14 protein-coding genes and 1 riboswitch are annotated in these 18898 nt (G+C 74.3%); of the genes, 5 read left to right on the plus strand and 9 right to left on the minus strand.

Annotated elements, in window-relative coordinates; genetic code table 11:
• The first annotated feature begins 101 nt into the window (after positions 1-101).
• Positions 102-716, plus strand: coding sequence for a DUF3043 domain-containing protein (locus ADJ73_RS13630; RefSeq protein WP_082177008.1), 615 nt, complete (start codon positions 102-104; stop codon positions 714-716).
• Positions 713-1552: a methyltransferase domain-containing protein gene (locus ADJ73_RS13635; RefSeq protein WP_050348718.1), complete on the plus strand. Its 840-nt coding sequence runs from the start codon at positions 713-715 to the stop codon at positions 1550-1552. Before ADJ73_RS13630 ends, ADJ73_RS13635 begins: the two co-directional genes overlap by 4 nt.
• 26 nt (positions 1553-1578) lie before the next feature.
• Here ADJ73_RS13635 and ADJ73_RS13640 read toward each other — a convergent pair whose 3' ends face one another.
• From ADJ73_RS13640 to cobN, 9 genes are read right to left on the minus strand one after another with little or no spacing between them, the layout of a single operon-like run.
• Positions 1579-2934 (minus strand): serine hydrolase domain-containing protein, encoded by a 1356-nt coding sequence (locus tag ADJ73_RS13640; protein WP_253272586.1) that lies wholly within the window; start codon positions 2932-2934, stop codon positions 1579-1581.
• A 2-nt stretch (positions 2935-2936) separates the two neighbouring features.
• Entirely contained in the window at positions 2937-3155 is a 219-nt protein-coding gene (locus tag ADJ73_RS13645; protein ID WP_050348720.1) for a hypothetical protein, read from the minus strand.
• Between the two features lie 30 nt (positions 3156-3185).
• Positions 3186-4247 carry a uroporphyrinogen-III C-methyltransferase gene (gene cobA / locus ADJ73_RS13650; RefSeq protein ID WP_050348721.1) on the minus strand — a complete coding sequence of 354 codons (1062 nt, stop codon included), beginning with the start codon at positions 4245-4247 and terminating at the stop codon, positions 3186-3188.
• A complete protein-coding gene (gene cobT / locus ADJ73_RS13655; RefSeq protein ID WP_050348722.1) occupies positions 4244-6010 on the minus strand; it encodes a nicotinate-nucleotide--dimethylbenzimidazole phosphoribosyltransferase in 1767 nt (588 codons plus the stop codon). The genes cobA and cobT overlap by 4 nt, the downstream gene beginning before the upstream one ends.
• A complete protein-coding gene (locus ADJ73_RS13660) occupies positions 6007-7188 on the minus strand; it encodes an aminotransferase class I/II-fold pyridoxal phosphate-dependent enzyme (RefSeq protein ID WP_050348723.1) in 1182 nt (393 codons plus the stop codon). The genes cobT and ADJ73_RS13660 overlap by 4 nt, the downstream gene beginning before the upstream one ends.
• Positions 7185-8573 (minus strand): cobyrinate a,c-diamide synthase, encoded by a 1389-nt coding sequence (locus ADJ73_RS13665; RefSeq protein ID WP_156188240.1) that lies wholly within the window; start codon positions 8571-8573, stop codon positions 7185-7187. Before ADJ73_RS13665 ends, ADJ73_RS13660 begins: the two co-directional genes overlap by 4 nt.
• Positions 8570-9184 (minus strand): cob(I)yrinic acid a,c-diamide adenosyltransferase, encoded by a 615-nt coding sequence (gene cobO / locus ADJ73_RS13670; RefSeq protein WP_050348725.1) that lies wholly within the window; start codon positions 9182-9184, stop codon positions 8570-8572. The genes ADJ73_RS13665 and cobO overlap by 4 nt, the downstream gene beginning before the upstream one ends.
• A complete protein-coding gene (locus ADJ73_RS13675; RefSeq protein WP_253272587.1) occupies positions 9184-11280 on the minus strand; it encodes a magnesium chelatase subunit D family protein in 2097 nt (698 codons plus the stop codon). The genes cobO and ADJ73_RS13675 overlap by 1 nt, the downstream gene beginning before the upstream one ends.
• 11 nt (positions 11281-11291) lie before the next feature.
• The gene (gene cobN / locus ADJ73_RS13680) at positions 11292-14990 is read right to left on the minus strand and encodes a cobaltochelatase subunit CobN (protein WP_050348727.1); all 3699 of its coding nucleotides are present in this window, start codon (positions 14988-14990) and stop codon (positions 11292-11294) included.
• A gap of 48 nt (positions 14991-15038) precedes the next feature.
• Positions 15039-15118, minus strand: a riboswitch (cobalamin riboswitch).
• Positions 15119-15292: 174 nt separating this feature from the next.
• Between cobN and ADJ73_RS13685 the strand changes: the two genes are divergently transcribed.
• Genes ADJ73_RS13685 through cobJ form a run of 3 tightly spaced genes read left to right on the plus strand, consistent with a single transcriptional unit; the run spans position 15293 to position 18740 of the window.
• Positions 15293-16606 carry a nitrite/sulfite reductase gene (locus ADJ73_RS13685; protein ID WP_216593638.1) on the plus strand — a complete coding sequence of 438 codons (1314 nt, stop codon included), beginning with the start codon at positions 15293-15295 and terminating at the stop codon, positions 16604-16606.
• Entirely contained in the window at positions 16603-17232 is a 630-nt protein-coding gene (locus tag ADJ73_RS13690; RefSeq protein WP_050348729.1) for a precorrin-8X methylmutase, read from the plus strand. Before ADJ73_RS13685 ends, ADJ73_RS13690 begins: the two co-directional genes overlap by 4 nt.
• A complete protein-coding gene (cobJ, locus tag ADJ73_RS13695) occupies positions 17232-18740 on the plus strand; it encodes a precorrin-3B C(17)-methyltransferase (protein ID WP_050348730.1) in 1509 nt (502 codons plus the stop codon). The genes ADJ73_RS13690 and cobJ overlap by 1 nt, the downstream gene beginning before the upstream one ends.
• The last annotated feature ends 158 nt before the right edge of the window (positions 18741-18898 follow it).

Here is an 18898-nt window from a genome sequence, read left to right on the forward strand (position 1 = left end):
CGGGGTGACCCCGCGAGCCTACCCGTCGGCACGGCATCCCCCGGTCCCGCGGAGGCGAGCCTGGCAGGGGTTCGTCATACGGGACGGCTAGGCTGACCCTCGTGTTTGGACGCAACAGGACCGGTGGCGCGACGCGGCACGAGACCACCAACCAGCAGCTGGCCGAGGAGGCCCGGGTCGACCGCCCCGGCGCCAAGAACCGCCCCACCCCGCGCCGTCGGGAGGTGGAGGCGGCCCGTCGCCGCCCGCTCATCGAGACCGACCGCAAGGCTGCGGCCAAGCGCGACCGCGAGACCTCCCGCGAGCAGCGTGCCAAGCAGCAGCAGGCGATGATGGCCGGCGAGGAGTGGGCCCTGCTCCCACGCGACCGTGGCGCCGCCCGCCGCTACATGCGCGACTTCATCGACGCGCGGTGGAACATCGCCGAGTTCACGATGCCCGCGCTGATCGTCGCGATGGTGCTGTCGTTGCTGACCTCCCAGTTCCGCAACCCCAACCTGGTCACCGCGGTGCTCTTCCTCACCTACGGGGTGATCATCCTCGGTCTGGTCGAGCAGACGATCGTCCACTACCGGATGAGGGCCCGCTTCAAGGCCGCCCACCCGGACGAGGAGTGGCCGGCTCGCGCCGGGTTCTACTCGGGGATGCGGGCCTTCCAGCTGCGCCCGACCCGGGTGCCCCGCCCCCGGGTGAAGCGGGGCGCGTTCCCGACATGAGCTCCGGCGGCGGGTTCACGGGGGGCCGCGGCACCTGGCTGGAGCGCCAGGGGCTGCTGCGCAACGTCGTCCGCCAGGAGATCGTCCGCCGCCAGCTCGAGGTGCACCTGCCGCTGCCGCCGGCCTCGGTGCTCGACGTCGGGGCCGGGCAGGGCACCCAGGCGCTGCACCTGGCCCGGGCCGGGTTCGACGTGGTGGCGGTGGAGCCGGACCCCACGATGCGCACCAGCTTCGTCGAGGCCCTCGACCGCGAGCCGGCCGACGTGCGCGCCCGGGTGACGCTGCTCGACGGGTCGGTGGAGACCCTCGACGACCTCCCGGCCCTCGCGGGGCTCCTCTTCGAGGTCGTGCTGTGCCACGGCGTGCTGATGTACCTCCCCGACCCCAACCCGCCGCTGCGCGCCCTCGGCCGCCGCGTGGCGGTCGACGGCATCGTCTCCGTGGTCACCCGCAACGACGCGGCCATGGCGTGGCGTCACGTGCAGCGCGGCGACCTCGACCACGCCCACGCCCTGCTGGACGAGACGGACCGGGCGCGCTGGGAGCGCCGGGACGCCAGGTACACCAACGAGCTCGGCGTCGACTGCCGCGCCGACTCCCTCGAGCGCCTCGGCGCCTACCTGGGCGGGATCCGCTGCGCGCTGGAGTACTGGTACGGCGTGCGCACCTTCATCGACCGGGTGCCCAACGACGCGCCGGTGCCGGACGACCCCGCCGAGCTGGACGCGATCCTGGCGATGGAGGAGCGGCTCGGCCGCACCGAGCCCTATCGGCGCCTGGGCTCGCTGATGCACCTGGTGGGTCGCCGCGCCGAGGGGCGACCGCCGGTCCGCTGACCCGCCCCAGCGGTCAGCCCCAGCGGTCAGCCCTCTCCGTCCAGCTCGGCGAAGGCCAGCGGCTCGCGCGTCACGGCGTAGGTCGCGAAGTACATCTTGACCAGGCGGCCGTCCTCGTCGCGGACCAGCTCGAGGCGCTCGCCCCGCTCCCGGCCCTCGACCGCGCGGTAGAGGTCGCGGTCGACCTGCTCGTAGCGCGTGTCGTCCAGCGCACCCCGGCTGCCCGGCATCGTCGACCAGAGCGCGTCGCCCCGGACCTCGAAGTCCAGCGGCGAGCCCTCGCTCCACCAGCGACCGAGCAGCTCGTCGCGCTCGGCGGAGGCGGCCGACGGGCGCCATACGGGCGGGGTGGTCGGGGCGTGGTCCAGCACGGCGCACAGCAGGTCGGTGGCGAGCGTCAGCGGGGACGGTCCAGCGGTGGCGTTGGCGAAGACCACCGCCCCCACCCGGTCGCGACGGCGGAACCGCAGCCCCGTCAGGAAGCCCGGCATCGCGCCGCCGTGCCCGGCATACACGCGCTCGCCGCGGCGGAAGAGCCCGAAGCCGATCCCGTGACCGGTGGTCCAGTCCTCGGGGTCGGCCATGATCACCGGGGAGCACATCTCGTCGAGCGTCTCGGCCGACAGCAGGTCGAAGCGGTCCGGGTCGGAGCAGAACGCCGCGTAGCGCCCGAGGTCGGCCACGGTCGACCACAGGCCGCCAAGCGGCGCGGTCGCGCGCAGGTCGATGACCGGCTCGGCGGTGGCGGCGCGGGACCACGGGTGGACCTGGTAGCCGTGGGCGCGGCCCTGCTCGTCGGGCGTCAGGCCGGTGCGGGTCATGCCGAGCGGGTCGAGGACCAGGGCGCGGACCGCGTCCTCCCAGGGCTGCTCCGTGACCTGCTCGAGGACCTGCCCGATCAGGGCGTAGGCGAGGTTGGAGTAGTGGAAGGCCTTGTGCCGCGGCAGGACCCGCTCGGCCTGTGCGAGGTCGGCCAGCAGGGCGTCGCGGTCGGGCGCCTCGAAGGTCTCCCAGAGCCGGCCGGCCGGCTCCCGCTGCAGCCCGGAGGAGTGGGAGAGCATCTGCCGCAGCGACAGCGCGCCGAAGGGGGTGTCGGGCAGGAAGTCGGCGAGCCGGTCGTTGAGGGTGAGCTCGCCGCGGTCGCGCAGCACCATCAGCGCCAGGGCGCTGAAGGTCTTGGTGACCGACCCGATGAGGAACTGCGTGTCGTCGTCGGCGGTGCGGGCGGGCTCGAGGCGGGCGCTGCCCACGTGCGTGGACCAGACCAGCCTGCCGTCACGGACGATGCCGGCGCTGACGCCGGGGGCGCGCCACTCGTGCTGGGCGGTGCCGACGAGGTGGGCGAGCTGGCGGGCGAGGTCGGCCGGGAGCAGGTCGGTCACCGTCACTCCCCCATCGCCTGCAGCGACATCGGGCCGTAGACGACCTCGTCGCCGTGCCGCAGCACCACGGCGTCGACGCCGGCGGCCCGCACCTGCTCCCACTCCTCGGCGAACCACGCCTCGGCCTCCCCCTGCGACGGGAACCTCGGGCTGGGGGTGCCGGTCTCGACCGCGCGGCCGGTCTCGTCGACATAGGACCAGGTGTAGGCGACGTCGCTCATGCCCTCACCCTAGCCCGGCGGCCGGGTGGTTCAGCCGAGGGCCGCGACCTCGCCGATCACGGTGACCGCGGGCGGCTTCATCCCGTCGGGCAGGCCGTCGTCGACGAGCCGCCCGAGGGTCGAGCGCGCGACCCGCATCGACGGGAGGCCACCGTCCATGACGCACGCGACCGGGGTCTCGGGGGCGCGGCCGGCGTCGAGCAGGGTGCGGGCGATGGCGGGCAGCGTCTCGACGCCCATGAGCACCACGATCGTCGTGCCGACCCGCGCGAGGGCCGCCCAGTCGACGGTGGAGCGGGGGTCGTCCGGGGCGGCGTGACCGCTCACGACGGTGAATCCCTGCACCACGCCGCGGTGGGTGACGGGGATGCCCGCCAGCTCGGGCACCGAGACGGCCGAGGTCACGCCGGGCACGACGGTGACGGGCACGCCGGCCTCGCGGCACGCCTCGACCTCCTCGAAGCCGCGCCCGAAGACGAACGAGTCGCCGCCCTTGAGGCGCACCACGCGGCGCCCGGCCCGGGCCTCGCGCACGAGGATCGCGTTGATCTCCTGCTGCGGGGTGAACCGGCCGCGCGGGATCTTGGACACGTCGATCACCTCGACGTCCCCGGGCAGGTCCGCGAGCAGGCTCACCGGCGCCAACCGGTCGGTGACCACGACGTCGGCGGCGAGGAGCTCGGCATACCCGTCCCGGGTGAGCAGACCGGGGTGACCCGGGCCGCCCCCGACGAGGACCACGGACCCGCCGCTCTCCCCCGGGCTCGCCGCGTCCTGCCCGCTCACCCCGTATGCCGGCACGCCCGCCTCCCGCGCCAGCCGCCGCACGTCGGGGCCGCCGGCGCGCTCGTCGGGGGTGCGGGCGTCGACGACGAGCCGGGACTCGGCCACGAGCTCGGGCTCGGTGACGTCGGCGCCCCGCTGCACGAGGCCGCGGTCGACGAGGTCGTCGAGCGCGGGAGCGAGCTCGTCGGCGACGACGGTGACGTGGGCGCCCTGCTCGCGCAGCCGCACCACCTCCCCGAGGGCGTGGGCGCTGCCGCCGACGACGAGGACGGGGACGCCGTCGAGCTGCCAGCCGGCCGGGGTCATGCCTCGACCTCGGTGACCCGCGCCGGCGTCTCGTCCTTGCCGCTGACCGCGGCGGACTCGAAGGTCGCGACCTCCCGCAGCATCCGCACCGCCATCTGGACGAGCGGCACCGCGAGGGCGGCGCCGGAGCCCTCGCCGAGGCGCAGGTCGAGGTCGACGAGCGCCTCGAGGCCCAGGGTCGACAGCGCCGCGAGGATGCCGGGCTCGACGCCGGCGTGCCCGGCGACGAGGTAGTCGGTGACCTGGGGGGCCAGCGCCTGCGCCACGAGCGCCGCGGAGCAGGAGATGACGCCGTCGAGCACGACGGGGGTGCGCTGGGCGGCGGCGGCGAGCAGGAAGCCCACCATGGCGGCGTGCTCGAGGCCGCCGACCGCGGCGAGGGCGTGCAGCGGGTCGTCCGCGCTCGCCCGGTTGACCTCGATGGCGCGGGCGACGACGGCGGCCTTGGCGGCGCGCCCGGGCTCGTCGAGCCCGGCTCCGGTGCCCGTGACCTCGTCGGGGGTGCGGCCGGTGAAGACGGACACGAGGGCGGCGGCGGGCGTCGTGTTGCCGATGCCGACCTCGCCGGCGACGAGCAACCTGTTGCCCTGCGCCACGAGGTCGCGGGCCACGTCGATGCCGACCTCGATGGCCTGCTGGCACTGCTCGGGGGTGATGGCGGGGCCGCGGGTCGCGTCGGCGGTGCCGCGAGCGACCTTGCGCACAAGCAGTCCTGGCATGGGCGGCAGGTCGGCCGCCAGCCCGACGTCGACGACGTCCACCTCGGCGCCCACCTGCCGGGCGGCGGCGTTGACGACCGCGCCGCCGGCGGCGATGTTGGCGGCCATCTGCACCGAGACCTCCTGCGGCCACGGCGACACGCCCTGCGCGTGCACCCCGTGGTCCCCGGCGAAGACGGCGATGGCCACCGGGGACGGCATCGGCGGGGGCCACTCGCCGACCGCGGCGGCGACGCGCTCGCCCGTGGACTCGAGCAGCCCCATCGCGCCGGCGGGCTTGGTGAGCTGGGCCTGGCGTTCCTGGGCCCGCGCCAGGACGGCGGGGTCGGCGGGGGTGATGGCGGCGACGGTCTCGTCGAGCAGGGACACGGTGACTCCTCCGGGCAGGGTGCGGCTGGACCAGGTCTCGTCGTGGACGGCCCACGACAGGGGGCGGCGGCGGGCCCAGCCCGTCGTCTGCAGCTCGGGTGCGGGCGGGAACGCGCTGACGTGCCCGACGCACAGGTAGGCCACGACCTCGAGGTGCTCAGGCAGCTCCAGCTCGCGGGCCAGCTCGTGCGGGTCGAAGAAGCTGACCCAGCCGACGCCGAGTCCCTCGGCGCGGGCGGCGAGCCAGAGGTTCTGGACGGCGGTGGCCGTGGAGAAGCTCGTCATCCTGGGGTCGGCGTGGCGGCCGATGGTGTGCGGCCCGCCGCGGGTCGGGTCGCAGGTGATGACGACGTTGAGCGGCGTGGAGCAGATCGCCTCGATCTTGAGCCCGTCGAACATCCGCTGCCGGTCGCTGGGCAGGCTCGCCGCGAAGTCGTCCCGCTGCCGCTGCGCGAGGCGCTGGATCCGTCGGCGGCGTGCCTCGTCGCGGACGAGCACGAAGTCCCACGGCTGGCTGAAGCCCACGCTCGGCGCCAGGTGCGCCGCGCCGAGGACCCGGATCAGGGTCGCGTCGTCGATCGGGTCCATGGTGAACGTCGAGCGGATGTCGCGCCGCTCGCGGATCACGTCATACACCGCCTGCTTGTCTGCGGCAGGAAAGGCGTTGGCGCTCATGGCAGCTCCTCCAGGACGGATCGTATGCCGTCCGCCAGCTCGGACACGGGGCCGGCGTCTCGCGCGGCGAACCGCAGCCAGGCGTCGTCCAGCCCCCGGAAGGTGTCGCCCCGGCGGACCGCGATGCCCTTGGCGCGCAAGCCCTCTCGCAGGGCGGCGGCGCGGGGGTGGCGGGCGAGGACGAAGGGCCCGTCTGGCTCCACCGGGACCGCGAGGCCGAGGTCGCGCAGCGTCGCGGCGAGGTGAGCGGCGTTGGCTCGCAGCCGTTGTCGCTGCTCCGCGCGGAAGGCCCGGCCCTCGTCGGTGCACACCGCGAGCACGGCGGCCAGGGCGAGGGCGTTGACCGACCAGTGAGGCTGCAGCTCGCCCAGCTGCGCGATGGTGCGCGGCGAGCCGACGACGTAGCCGGCGCGCAGGCCCGCCAGGCCGTAGGTCTTGGTGAGACTGCCGGTGACGAGGATGTCCGCGCCGGCGTGCGGCGCCCCGCCCCGGCTCGCGGCGTCGGCGACGAGGCTCTGCCCCGGGTCCGTCGAGACGTCGAGGAAGGCCTCGTCCACGAGCAGCACCCGCTCGTCGGGCGACACCGCGGGGTCGACGAGGTGGAGCAGGGCGTCGCGCGGGTGGAGCCGCGAGGTGGGGTTGGTGGGGTTGCCGACGACGACGAGGTCCGCCCCGGGGTGGGCCGTCGCGAGAGCCGGGGCGTCGAGCGCCCACCCGCTGGCGTCGTCGAGGGTCCAGCGGGCCGGGTGCTGGCCCGTGCCGACCAGCGCCTGCGCAGGCTCGGTGAACTGCGGCTCCACGACGACCGGTTCGACCCACCGGCGCAGCAGCGCCACGAGCGTGAAGGCCTCGGCCGAGCCGTTGGTGAGCAGCACGCACCCGGTGGGCACGCCGAGCTCGGCCGCGAGGGCCTCGGTGGCCGGCGCCGGGTCGGGATAGGACGCCAGCCGAGGGATCTCGGCGGCGATCGCCTCGGCCACGAAGGCCGGAGGCGTGTCCACGGCGACGTTGACGGCGAAGTCGCTGCGGGCTCCCCGCGCGTCGACGTCGCCGTGGTGGCGGGCGCCGACGACGTGGTGGCGGGCGTCGACGACGTGGTGGCGGGCGTCGACGCGCCTGGACCGCCCGATGTCGGCGGGCTGCTCGGTGGGCCGCCCTGCGGGCTGCGGCTGGCTCACGACGCCAGTGCCTCGACGAACCGCCGCGCCAGACCTGGCTGCCCGGCCCAGTGCACGTGCAGGTAGCTCGCGTGGACGTTGCCCTGGACGACGCCCTCGACGCGGGAGCCGCCGTCGCGGTCGGCCCAGGCCCAGGCGGGCTGCGCCTCCCCGTCGGCCGACACGACCTGGGTGCGGTGGAACTCGTGCCCGGTCACCCGGGTCCCGGCGGGGGCGAGCACCGAGTCGGTCAGCGCCACCGCCGAGCGGTAGCCCAGCGTGAGCCGGCGTCCGAACTCCGCGTGAGTCGGCAGCACCCCGGCCATCGCGTGCCCGTCGAGGGTCTGCCCGAGATAGAGCAGCCCGGCGCACTCCGCGGAGACCGGTGCCCCGGCCGCCGCCAGCGACCGGATCGACTGCAGCAGGGACCGGTTGGCGGCCAGCTCGACGGCATGCACCTCGGGGAATCCGCCACCGACCACGAGCCCGGCCACGCCGGAGGGCAGCTCGCGGTCCACGAGGGGATCGACGACCTCCACCGCGAGCCCCGCGGCGGCCAGCAGCTCGGTGGTCTCGGCATACGCGAAGGTGAAAGCCCGGCCACCCGCCACGGCGACCCGCCCTCGGGAGCCCGCCGGGGCCGCCAGCGAGCCGACCTCCACGCTGGGGTCCCACGGCATGGCCGCCAGATCCGGTGCCGTGCGGGCGATCTCGAGCAGCGCCTCCAGGTCGACGTGGGCGCTGACCATGTCGGCGAGAGCATCCACGGCGGCGTCGGCCTCCGGGGAGCGCTCGGCGGCGGGGACGAGACCGAGGTGCCGCGACGGCACGACCACCTCGGGCACCCGCGGCACGCACCCGATGACGGGGATCCCGGTCTCCTCGATGCCGTCTCGCGCCTCCGCCTCGTGGCGTGGGGAGGCGATGTTGTTGAGGATCACGCCCGCGATCCGCACGCCGGGGTCGTAGCGGGAGAAGCCGAGGACCGTCGCGCCCACCGAGCGCGAGGTGTGGGCGCCGTCCACGACGAGCACGACCGGCGACGAGGTCAGCTGTGCGACATGGGCCGTCGAGGCGAAGCCGCGCCCACCCAGCTGCCCGTCGAAGAGCCCCATCACGCCCTCGATCACGGCCACGTCGGCCGGCTCGGGGGTCAGCGCCCCGCGCAGCAGCAGCGGCACGATCCGGTCGACCCCCTGCAGGTGGGCGTCGAGGTTGCGGCCGACCCGCCCGCACGCGGCCGCGTGGTAGCCGGGGTCGATGTAGTCCGGCCCCACCTTGTGCGGCGACACCGTGACGCCGCGCCGGGTGAGCGCCGCGAGTATGCCGGTGGTCAGCATCGTCTTGCCGCTGCCCGACCCGGGGGCGGCGATGACGATGCGGGGCAGCCGCGTGGAGCCGCTCACCACTCGATGCCTCGCTGGCCCTTCTGCCCGGCGTCCATGGGGTGCTTGACCTTGGTCATCTCGGTGACCAGGTCGGCGGCCTCGACGAGCCGGGGGTCGGCGTCGCGACCCGTGATGATGATGTGCTGGTGGCCGGGACGGTCGCGCAGCGTGGCGACGACCTCGTCGACGTCGACCCAGCCCCACTTCATGGGGTAGGTGAACTCGTCGAGGACGTAGACGTCGTGGGTCTCCGCCGCGATGCGGCGCTGGATCTCGCGCCAGCCGTCGAGCGCGGCCTGGGCGTGGTCCTCGTCCGAGCCGGCCTTGCGGGTCCAGCTCCACCCCTCGCCCATCTTGTGCCACTCGACGGGGCCGCCCTCGCCGGTCTGCTCGTGGAGGCGGCCGAGCGCCTTGAGGGCGTTCTCCTCGCCGACCTTCCACTTCGCGCTCTTGACGAACTGGAAGACACCGATGCGCCAGCCCTGGTTCCAGCCGCGCAGCGCGAGGCCAAAAGCCGCCGTGGACTTGCCCTTCATCTCGCCCGTGTGCACGACGACCAGCGGACGGTTGCGGCGCTGGCGGGTGGTGAGGCCGTCCTTGGGGACGGTGGTGGGGACTCCCTGGGGCATCAGGCCACACTCCTCGGGTTGCGAGTCTCGGTGCTGCCGGCGCGGGTTCGCTGCCGTATGGCGCCCGACAGCTGCTCCGCCGCGAGCTGTCGGAGGTCGAGGTGCTCCGCGCCCAGGTGCTGGGCGAGGTCACGGGCCAGGCCGAGGCGGAACCCAGCGCGGGACTCCTCGCAGTCCACGACGACGGCGGCGATCCCGGCGTGGGCGATCCCGTCGGCGACCCGGTGGGCGCGCGGGATCGCCTGCCGCCCACCGGAGCTCGCCCGGCCGTCGGTCAGCACGACGAGCAGCGCGCGGCGGTGCGAGTCCTTGGCCCGCTCGCGGCGGACGAGCTCGTAGGCGGCGGTGAGCCCCTCAGCCAGCGGCGTGCGGCCACCGGTCGGGACCTGGGCGAGGAGCCGCTCGGCGAGCTCGACGCTGGTCGTGGGGGGCAGCACCAGGTCGGCCCGCTTCCCCGCGAAGGTCAGCACGGCCACCTTGTCCCGGCGCTGGTAGGCGTCGAGCAGCAGCGACACGCAGGCCGTCTTGACCTCGCGGATCCGCTGTCGCGCGCCCATCGAGCCGGACGTGTCGACGACGAAGACGACGAGGTTGCCCTCCTTGCCGCGACGCACGCTGCGACGCAGGTCGCCGGGGTGCAGACCCAGCGGGTCACCGGCGACCCGTCCCGCCACCACCCGCGAGGCGGCGCTCAGGACGGTGCCCGTGAGCGAGATCCCTTGCCCTCGTGGGTCGTCGGGGGCGACGGCGCGCACGTGCCGCCCGGTCGCGGTGTCGGCCGTCGAACGTCGTCCCGCCACACCGGTGCCCGCGGTGGGCAGGGTGAGCAGCCGTGCCTGGTATGCCGATCCGGCCCGCTCCCCCGTCGTGCCGCCCGGTCGCGCGGTCGCGGGCCCGGCCCCCGCGGGAGCCTCCTCGGCGGCACCCGGCGCTGGGTGCTGGTCGGCGGGCGCCTCCTGCGGGGGGCCCTCGTCATGGGACCCGCCATCGTCGGGTCCACCGTCACGGGGTCCGTCGCCCGGGTCGTCGCCGGACGGGCCGCCCTCTGGGTCGGTCGGATCCGGGGCCTCCGGCGGCTCGGGCTGCTCCGGCACGGTCTCGTCCAGGATGTCCTCGAGGTCGTGGTCGGCGCCGTCGTCGAAGGGGTTGCGCCGCTTGCGGTGCGGCAGCGCCAGCCGGGCCGCCACGCGGATGTCCTCGTCCGACACCGCCTCTCGGCCGGACCAGGCGGCGTGGGCGACGGCCGTGCGGGCGGTCACCAGGTCGCCGCGCATCCCGTCCACGTCGAAGGCCGCGCAGATGGCGGCGATCCGCTCGATGGCCTCGTCGCCGAGCACCACCGCGCTCAGTCGGTCCTGGGCCGCGGAGATGCGGGAGGCGAGCGACGTCTCCGCGGCGGCATACGTCTCGCGGAAGCGAGCAGGGTTGTCCTCGAAGGCCATCCGGCGCCGGACCACCTCGACCCGCACCCGCGGGTCGCGCGACGCGGTGACGTCGACGGCGAGACCGAAGCGGTCGAGCAGCTGCGGGCGCAGCTCGCCCTCCTCGGGGTTCATCGTCCCGACGAGGACGAACCGCGCGGCGTGCGTGACGGAGACGCCTTCGCGCTCGATGCGGGCGCGCCCCATCGCCGCGGAGTCCAGCAGCGTGTCGACCAGGTGGTCGGGCAGCAGGTTGACCTCGTCGACGTAGAGCACGCCCCGGTGCGCCTGCGCGAGCAGGCCCGGGTCGAACTCCACCCGCCCCGACGTCAGGAGCCGGTCCAGGTGCAGCGAGCCGACGACCCGGTCCTCCGAGGCCCCCACGGGCAGCTCGACCAGCCGCACCGGCCGCGTCTGAGCACCTCCTGCGGCATGGCTGGCCGCGTCCGGGCAGTCAGGGTCCGGTGCCGTCGGGTCGCACGAGAACCGGTCCCCGGCAACGACGCTCACCGGGGGCAGCACGGACGCGAGGGCGCGCACCATGGTGGACTTCGCGGTGCCCTTCTCGCCGCGCACGAGCACGCCGCCGATGGCCGGGGACACCGCGGACAGGCACAGGGCGAGCCCCATGTCGTCCATCCCCACGACCGCGGAGAACGGGAAGGTCTGTGTCACAAGGCTGCTCATCACTCGTCAGCCCCCTCGAGGTCGCCCTCGGCGTCGAGATAGGCGGCGCGCAGCTCGGCGAGCGTCTCCGGGTCCGGCTCGGCCCACATGCCGCGCTCGACGGCCTCCAGCAGCCGCTCGGCCATCCCGTGCAGCGCCCAGGGGTTGGCCTCGGCGAGGAACTCGCGGTTGGTCTCGTCGAGGACGTACTCCTGGGTGAGCCGGTCGTACATCCAGTCCGCGACGACTCCGGTGGTGGCGTCGTAGCCGAAGAGGTAGTCGACGGTCGCGGCCATCTCGAAGGCGCCCTTGTAGCCGTGCTGGCGCATCGCCGACATCCACTTGGGGTTGACGACGCGGGCGCGAAAGACGCGGGACGTCTCCTCCACGAGGGTGCGGGTGGCGACGTGCTCCGGGCGGGTGGAGTCGCCGATATAGGCCTCGGGGCTCTCCCCGGTGATCGAGCGCACGTGCGCGACCATCCCGCCGTGGAACTGGAAGTAGTCGTCGCTGTCGGCGATGTCGTGCTCGCGGGTGTCGACGTTCTTGGCGGCCACGCGGATCCGGCGGTAGGCCGAGCGCATCTCGTCGCGCGCCGGCACGCCCTCGAGGTCGCGGCCGTAGGCATAGCCGCCCCACACCTCGTAGACCTCCGCCAGGTCAGCGTCGGTGCGCCAGTCGCGGGAATCGATGAGCTGCAGCAGCCCCGCGCCATACGTGCCGGGGCGCGAGCCGAAGATGCGCGTCGTCGCCTTGCGCTGCTCCGTCCCCTGCGCCAGGTCAGCCTGCACGTGGGCGCGCACGAAGTTGTCCGCGGCGGGCTCGTCGAGCGAGGCGGCGAGCTGGACCGCGTCGTCGAGCAGCCCCACCGCGTGCGGGAAGGCGTCGCGGAAGAAGCCGGAGATCCGCAGCGTCACGTCCACCCGCGGGCGCCCGAGCTCCTCCAGCGGGATCGGCTCAAGGCTGGTGATGCGGCGCGAGGCGTCGTCCCAGATCGGGCGGATCCCCATGAGCGCCAGGGCTTCTCCGATGTCATCACCGGCGGTGCGCATCGCGGAGGTGCCCCACAGGGACAGGCCCACCGAGTCGGGCCACTCCCCCTTGTCGTCGCGGTAGCGGTGCACCAGCGACTCGGCGAGGCTCACCCCGGTCTCGTAGGCGAGCCGGCTGGGGATGGCGCGCGGGTCGACGGAGTAGAAGTTGCGCCCGGTCGGCAGCACGTTGACCAGGCCGCGCAGCGGCGACCCGGACGGCCCGCTCGGGATGAACCCGCCGTCCAGGGCGTGCAGCACCGCGTCGATCTCGCCGCCGGTGCCCGCGAGGCGCGGCACGACCTCGTCCACGGCAAACTGCAGCACGGCGCGTATGGCGGCGCCCTCCGCGTGGCGGCGTGAGCTCTCCGCGCGGGGCTCGGCGTCGGGGCCGTCCAGGACCGTGGTCACCACCTCGTCGATGGCTCCGCCGTCCCAGGCACGCTCCTCCATGGCCTCCACGAGGGCGCGCGCGAGGGCTTCGACGGCGTCGGTCTCGCCGCGCTTCTTGGCGGACTCATCCAGGCCGAGCGCGGTGCGCAGCCCCGGCAGGGCCCGGTCGCCGCCCCAGATCTGGGTGGCCTGCAGCATCGCCAGGACCAGCGAGACGCGAGCCTCGCCGGTCGGCTCCTGGCCGAGGATGTGCAGGCCGCCGCGGATCTGAACGTCCTTGATCTCGCACAGCCAGCCGTCGACGTGCAGCACGAACTCGTCGAAGGCGTCGGCGTCGTCGAGCTCCGGCCGGTCGGTCAGGCCGAGGTCGTGATCGAGGCGAGCGGCCTGGATGAGCGTCCAGATCTGCTGGCGGACAGCAGGTGCCTTGGCCGGGTCCATGGCCGAGACGGTGGCGTACTCGTCGAGGAGTTGCTCGAGGCGGGCGATGTCGCCATACGAGTCGGCCCTCGTCATGGGCGGGACCAGGTGATCGACGAGCGTCGCGTGCGCGCGCCGCTTGGCCTGGGTGCCCTCGCCGGGGTCGTTGACGAGGAAGGGGTAGATGAAGGGCAGGTTGCCGAGCACCGCGTCGGGGGCGCAGTCCCCGGCCAGCGCGGCGCCCTTGCCGGGGAGCCACTCGAGGTTGCCGTGCTTGCCGACGTGCACGATCGCATGGGCGCCGAAGCCGCCGTCGGCCTGCTCGGCCTCCAGCCAGCGGTAGGCCGCGACGTAGTGGTGCGAGGGCGCGAGGTCGGGGTCGTGGTAGATCGCGATCGGGTTCTCCCCGAAGCCGCGCGGCGGCTGGACCAGCACGACGACGTTGCCGGCCTGCAGGCCCGCGTAGACCAGGTCTCCCTGCTCACCGCGCCCGGCGCGGGAGGTGTCGAGGTACATCTCGCCAGGGGCCTCGCCCCAGCCCTGGGTGATCTCGTCGCGGAAGTCCTCGTGCAGGTCCGCGAACCACCGCACGTAGTCGGACGCCTTGACCCGCAACGGGTTTGCCGCCAGCTCGTCCTCGGTCAGCCAGGCCTGGTCGTAGCCGCCGCGGGCGATGATCGCCTTGATCAGGTCGTCACCGTTGCCGGACTCCAGGCCCGGCAGGGCGTCCTCGCCCGTGAGCGGCCCGATGTCGTAGCCGTGGTCGTGCAGGGCGCGCAGCAGGTCCAGGGTGGACGCGGGGGTGTCGAGACCGACGGCGTTGCCGATGCGGGCGTGCTTGGTCGGGTAGGCGGACAGCACGACCGCGATGCGACGCTCGGCGGGCGGGACGTGGCGCAGCCGGGCGTGGGCGTGCGCGATCCCCGCGGCGCGACGGCAGCGCTCGGGGTCGGTGACGTAGACGGGCAGGCCGTCCTCGTCGATCTCCTTGAAGGAGAACGGCACCGAGATCAGGCGCCCGTCGAACTCAGGCACCGCGACCTGGGTGGCGGCGTCCAGCGGGGTGGTGCCGTCGTCGTTGGCCAGCCACTCGGCCCGCGAGGAGGTCAGCGACAGCGCCTGGATGACGGGGACGTCGAGGTCAGCGAGAGCGCCCGCGTCCCAGGCGTCGTCGTCGCCGCCGGCCTGCGCCGCCGCCGGGGTGGTGCCGCCGGCGGCCAGCACGGTCGTGATGACGGCATCGGCCTGGGCGAGGGTCGCCATGAGCTCGGGCTCGGGGGTGCGCAGCGAGGCGACGTAGAGCGGCAGGGCCCGAGACCCGGCGGCCTCGAGCGCGTCGGCGAGGTCGCGCACGAAGGCGGTGTTGCCGCTCATCTGGTGCGCGCGGTAGTAGAGGACGGCCACGCAAGGGCGGTCGTCCCCCTCAGGAGCCTCGAGCGCGACGGTGTCGTCGAGCGGTCCCCACGACGGCGCGGCCTGCGGCTGCGCGAAGCCGTGACCGGTCAGCAGCACCGTGTCGGACAGGAACGACCCCAGCTCGGCCAGGTTGGTGGCCCCGCCGTGCGCGAGGTAGGCGTGGGCCTGCGCCGCGACCCCGGCCGGGACCGTGGAGGCCGACATGAGCTCGGCGTCGGGCGCCTGCTCCCCCGTCAGCACGACCACGGGTCGGGAGCCGGCCAGCAGGTGGTCCAGCCCCTCCTCCCACGCACGGCGCCCGCCAAGGAGACGCACGACGACCAGGTCGGTGCCGTCCAGCAGCTCGTCGAGCTCGCCCATCGAGACGCGGTTGGGGTTGGCGTAGCGCCAGGTCACGGGGCCGTCGGCCGCTCGTGCGCTGCGCAGGTCGGTGTCCGACGTGGACAGCAGTGTCAGCATGCAGGTCCTATCCCGGGTGTCCTCGCCCGTGGGTGGCGTCGACGGCGGGAGTTCCTGGCTCACGCGCTCGGGCTGCGCCCGGCTCGCTCACAGTGGCGGGACCGCGCCGGAGTCTCACCGGCTTCCTCCGCTGATGCCGTCAGCGGTATGCGCCAGGGCGGTCACCCCGGCTCGTCGGGAGCCTAGCAGCCCGTATGCCGCCACCCGAGCACCAAGCCGTGCCGCCCTGGCGGTGGCCCAGCCAAGCGCTACGACCCCGCCCGCGGCGGGTCGTCACGGCCTCACTAGGCTTGGCGACCATGGTGACCAGTGGTTCTGCCGTCCCGCCCGTCCTCGAGCGCCACGCCGTGCCCGACAAGTGCCCCGGCGCCCTGCGCATGTTCGAGGCCTCGGACGGCAAGATCGCGCGGGTCCGCCTCGCCGGCTCCCCCATGACGGTCGCCCAGGCTCGGCTCCTGGGTGAGCTCGCCGACGAGCTGGGTGACGGCCACGTGCTCTTCACCACCCGGGCCAACGTGCAGCTGCGTGGCCTCGACGAGTCCGAGGCGGCGCAGTTCCCGGAGCGGGTCGAGGCCGCCGGCCTGCTTCCCTCCCGGACCCACGAGCGCACCCGCAACGTGGTCGTCAGCCCGCTGACCGGGGTCGACGGGCGGGCCGATGTCATACCGGTCGCCCGCGCCCTGGACCAGGCCATCTGCGCGACGCCGGAGCTCACGGGCCTGGCGGGCAGGTTCCTGATCGGCCTCGACGACGGCTCCGGCGACGTCGCCTCCCTGCCGCTCGACCTGACCGCCCAGGTGCACCACGACCGGCTGGTCCTCGCCCTGGGGTCCGGGCGGGACGACGAGACGTATGCCGTGGCCCCACTCGCCGACCCTGCCGCCGCAGCCGCGGCCCTCGCCGCCGTCTGCCGCGTCTGGCTCGCCGTGCGGGCCGAGCACGGGGAGGACGTCTGGAACATCGACGACCTGTCCACCGCTGCCCGCGACGACCTGCACGACCGGGTCGGGGAGTCCCTGCAGCACGGCGACCACGCGGTGCGTCGCGCGACCGAGCAACCCCGGCTGGCCGGAGCGGTGCCCGACGGTGACGGGCGGGTCGCCGTGCTGGCCAAGGCGCCGATGGCCGCGGTCAGCAGCGCCGGTTGGCGAGCCGCCTGCGACGTGGCGGAGCAGGGTGACGGTCAGCTGCGGGTCACGCCGTGGCACGCGATCGTCATACGAGCTGTGCCCGCTGACCAGGCCGATGCCCTGCGGGCGAGGCTCGCCGAGACCGGGTGGGCCACGGACCCGGCCGACCCGTGGCTGGACGTCCACGCCTGCACGGGCCTGCCGTTGTGCGCCCGATCGCACGCGGACGTGCAGGGCCGCGCCCGAGACCTCGTCGACTCGCTGGGGACCCAGCCCTGGACCGGCCTGCCCGTGATGTGGTCCGGCTGCGCCCGGCAGTGCGGCCACCCCGCGACCGACCACCACGCGCTCGTGGCGACCGACACCGACGAGTTCGAGATGTTCCTGCACGACGGCTCCCACGCGCCGCAGCAGGGCCCGAGCCGTGAGAGAGTCTCCTCCGGCCAGGCCATCGCCCTGCTGACGACCGCTGGGAGCATTGCGTGACGCACGACTACATCAAGGACGGCGCCGAGATCTATCGCCAGTCCTTCGCGACCATCCGGCGCGAGGCGCGGCTCGACCACCTGCCCGAGGACGTCGCCTACGTCGCGGTGCGGATGATCCACGCCAGCGGCCAGGTCGACCTCGTGGACGACATCGTCTACTCCCCCACCGTGATCCAGCGCGCACGAGCCGCGCTGCAGGCCGGGGCGCCGATCCTCTGCGACGCGCAGATGGTGGCGTCCGGGGTCACGCGCAAGCGGCTGCCGGCGGACAACGAGGTGCTCTGCCTGCTCAACGACCCGCGCGTCCCGGGGCTGGCGGCCGAGCTCGGCACGACCCGGTCGGCCGCCGCGCTCGAGCTGTGGGGCGACCGCCTCGACGGCGCCGTCGTCGCCATCGGCAATGCCCCGACCGCGCTCTTCCACCTGCTGGACATGCTGGAGCACACCGAGATTCGTCCCGCGGCGGTCGTCGGCATCCCGGTCGGCTTCATCGGGGCGGCCGAGTCCAAGGAGGCCCTCGCCGCCAACACCCTCGGCCTGGACTACCTCGTGGTGCACGGCCGTCGGGGCGGGTCGGCCATCACCTGCGGGGCGCTCAACGCCATCGCGTCCGAGGTCGAGTGATGCCGACCGGCCGGCTCATCGGCGTCGGTCTCGGTCCCGGCGACCCGGACCTGCTGACGCTCAAGGCGGTTCGCGCGATCGAGGGCGCCGACGTCGTCGTCTACCACTCCGCCCGGCACGGCAGGTCGACCGCACGACAGATCGCCGAGCCCTACCTGCGCGACGGGGTCATCGAGGAGCAGCTCGTCTACCCCGTCACCACCGAGTCCGTGGCCGACTACGACGGGCTCATGTCCGTCTTCTACGACGAGTGCCGAGACCGCCTCGCCGTCCACCTCGACGCCGGCCGCACGGTGGCCGTGCTGTCCCTCGGCGACCCCCTCACCTACAGCTCCTACCAGCACCTGCACCAGCGGCTGGCTGCGGCATACGAGACGTCCGTGATCCCCGGGGTCACCTCGATCACGGCCGCCGCTGCCGTCGCGGGCACCCCCCTGGTCGAGGACACCGAGCTGCTGACGGTCGTCCCCGGCACGCTGCCCGCAGACGAGCTCGTCGCCGCGATCTCCTCGACCGACACCGCCGTGATCATGAAGCTGGGCCGCACCTTCGCGGCGGTGCGAGAAGCGCTGGAGCGCGCGGGGCGGCTCGACGACGCCATCTATGTCGAGCGAGCCACCATGACCGGCGAACGCGCCCTGCCCGCGCGCGACGTCGATCCCGCCGAGGTCCCCTACCTCTCCGTCGTGCTGCTGCCCAGCCGTATGCCGCGCACGCCCGCTCCCCTGCCCGCCGTCGGCGCCGAGGTACCGCTCGGGTCGGTCACCGTGGTCGGCACGGGTCCGGCGGGAGCCGAGTGGCTGACCCCGGAGGCCCGCGGAGTCCTCGCCGCCGCAACGGATCTCGTGGGTTACGTCACCTACGTCGCGCGGGTCCCGGTGCGGCCGTGGCAGATCCGGCACGAGTCGGACAACAAGGTGGAGTCCGAGCGGGCGGCCTTCGCGCTCGACCTGGCCCGCCGCGGGCGACACGTGGCGGTGGTCTCGTCGGGCGACCCGGGCGTCTTCGCCATGGCAACAGCGGTCCTCGAGGTCGCGAGCGCGCCTGGCTACCAGGACATCCCGGTGCGCGTCTGCCCAGGGATGACGGCGGCGCACGCCGCGGCCGCGCGGGCGGGCGCGCCCCTGGGGCACGACTACGCCACGATCTCGCTGTCCGACCGGCTCAAGCCGTGGTCGGTCGTCTCCGCGCGGGTGCGGGCGGCCCTGGAGGCCGACCTCGTCGTCGCGATCTACAACCCCGCGTCCCGGTCGCGCCGCCAGCAGGTCGTCGAGCTCAAGACGCTGGCCCTGTCCCTGCGCAGGCCCGACACGCCGGTGGTGGTCGCTCGCGACGTCGGCGGCCCCGAGGAGCGGGTGCGGGTGATGCGGCTCGCGGACCTGCCCACCGACGAGGTCGACATGCGGACGCTGCTGCTCGTCGGGTCGTCGCAGACCCAGATGGTCACCCGTCGGCCCGGCGGTGAGGCACAAGTCGTAGCGTGGACGCCGCGCCGATATCCCGACTGAGCGCTCACGACTGCATCTGGACTGAGCGCCGACGACCGCATCCGTGCAGGTCAGAAGGTATGTCAGTGGTCGCCTCTAGCGTGTGGAGCAGCTCGAGACGTCTCCTCACCCGCGTTGCGGCGCGCGTCTCCTACCTCTCGGGCGCCCATCCCCCGCGT

The organism is Arsenicicoccus sp. oral taxon 190 (assembly GCF_001189535.1).
Classification (GTDB): domain Bacteria; phylum Actinomycetota; class Actinomycetes; order Actinomycetales; family Dermatophilaceae; genus Arsenicicoccus.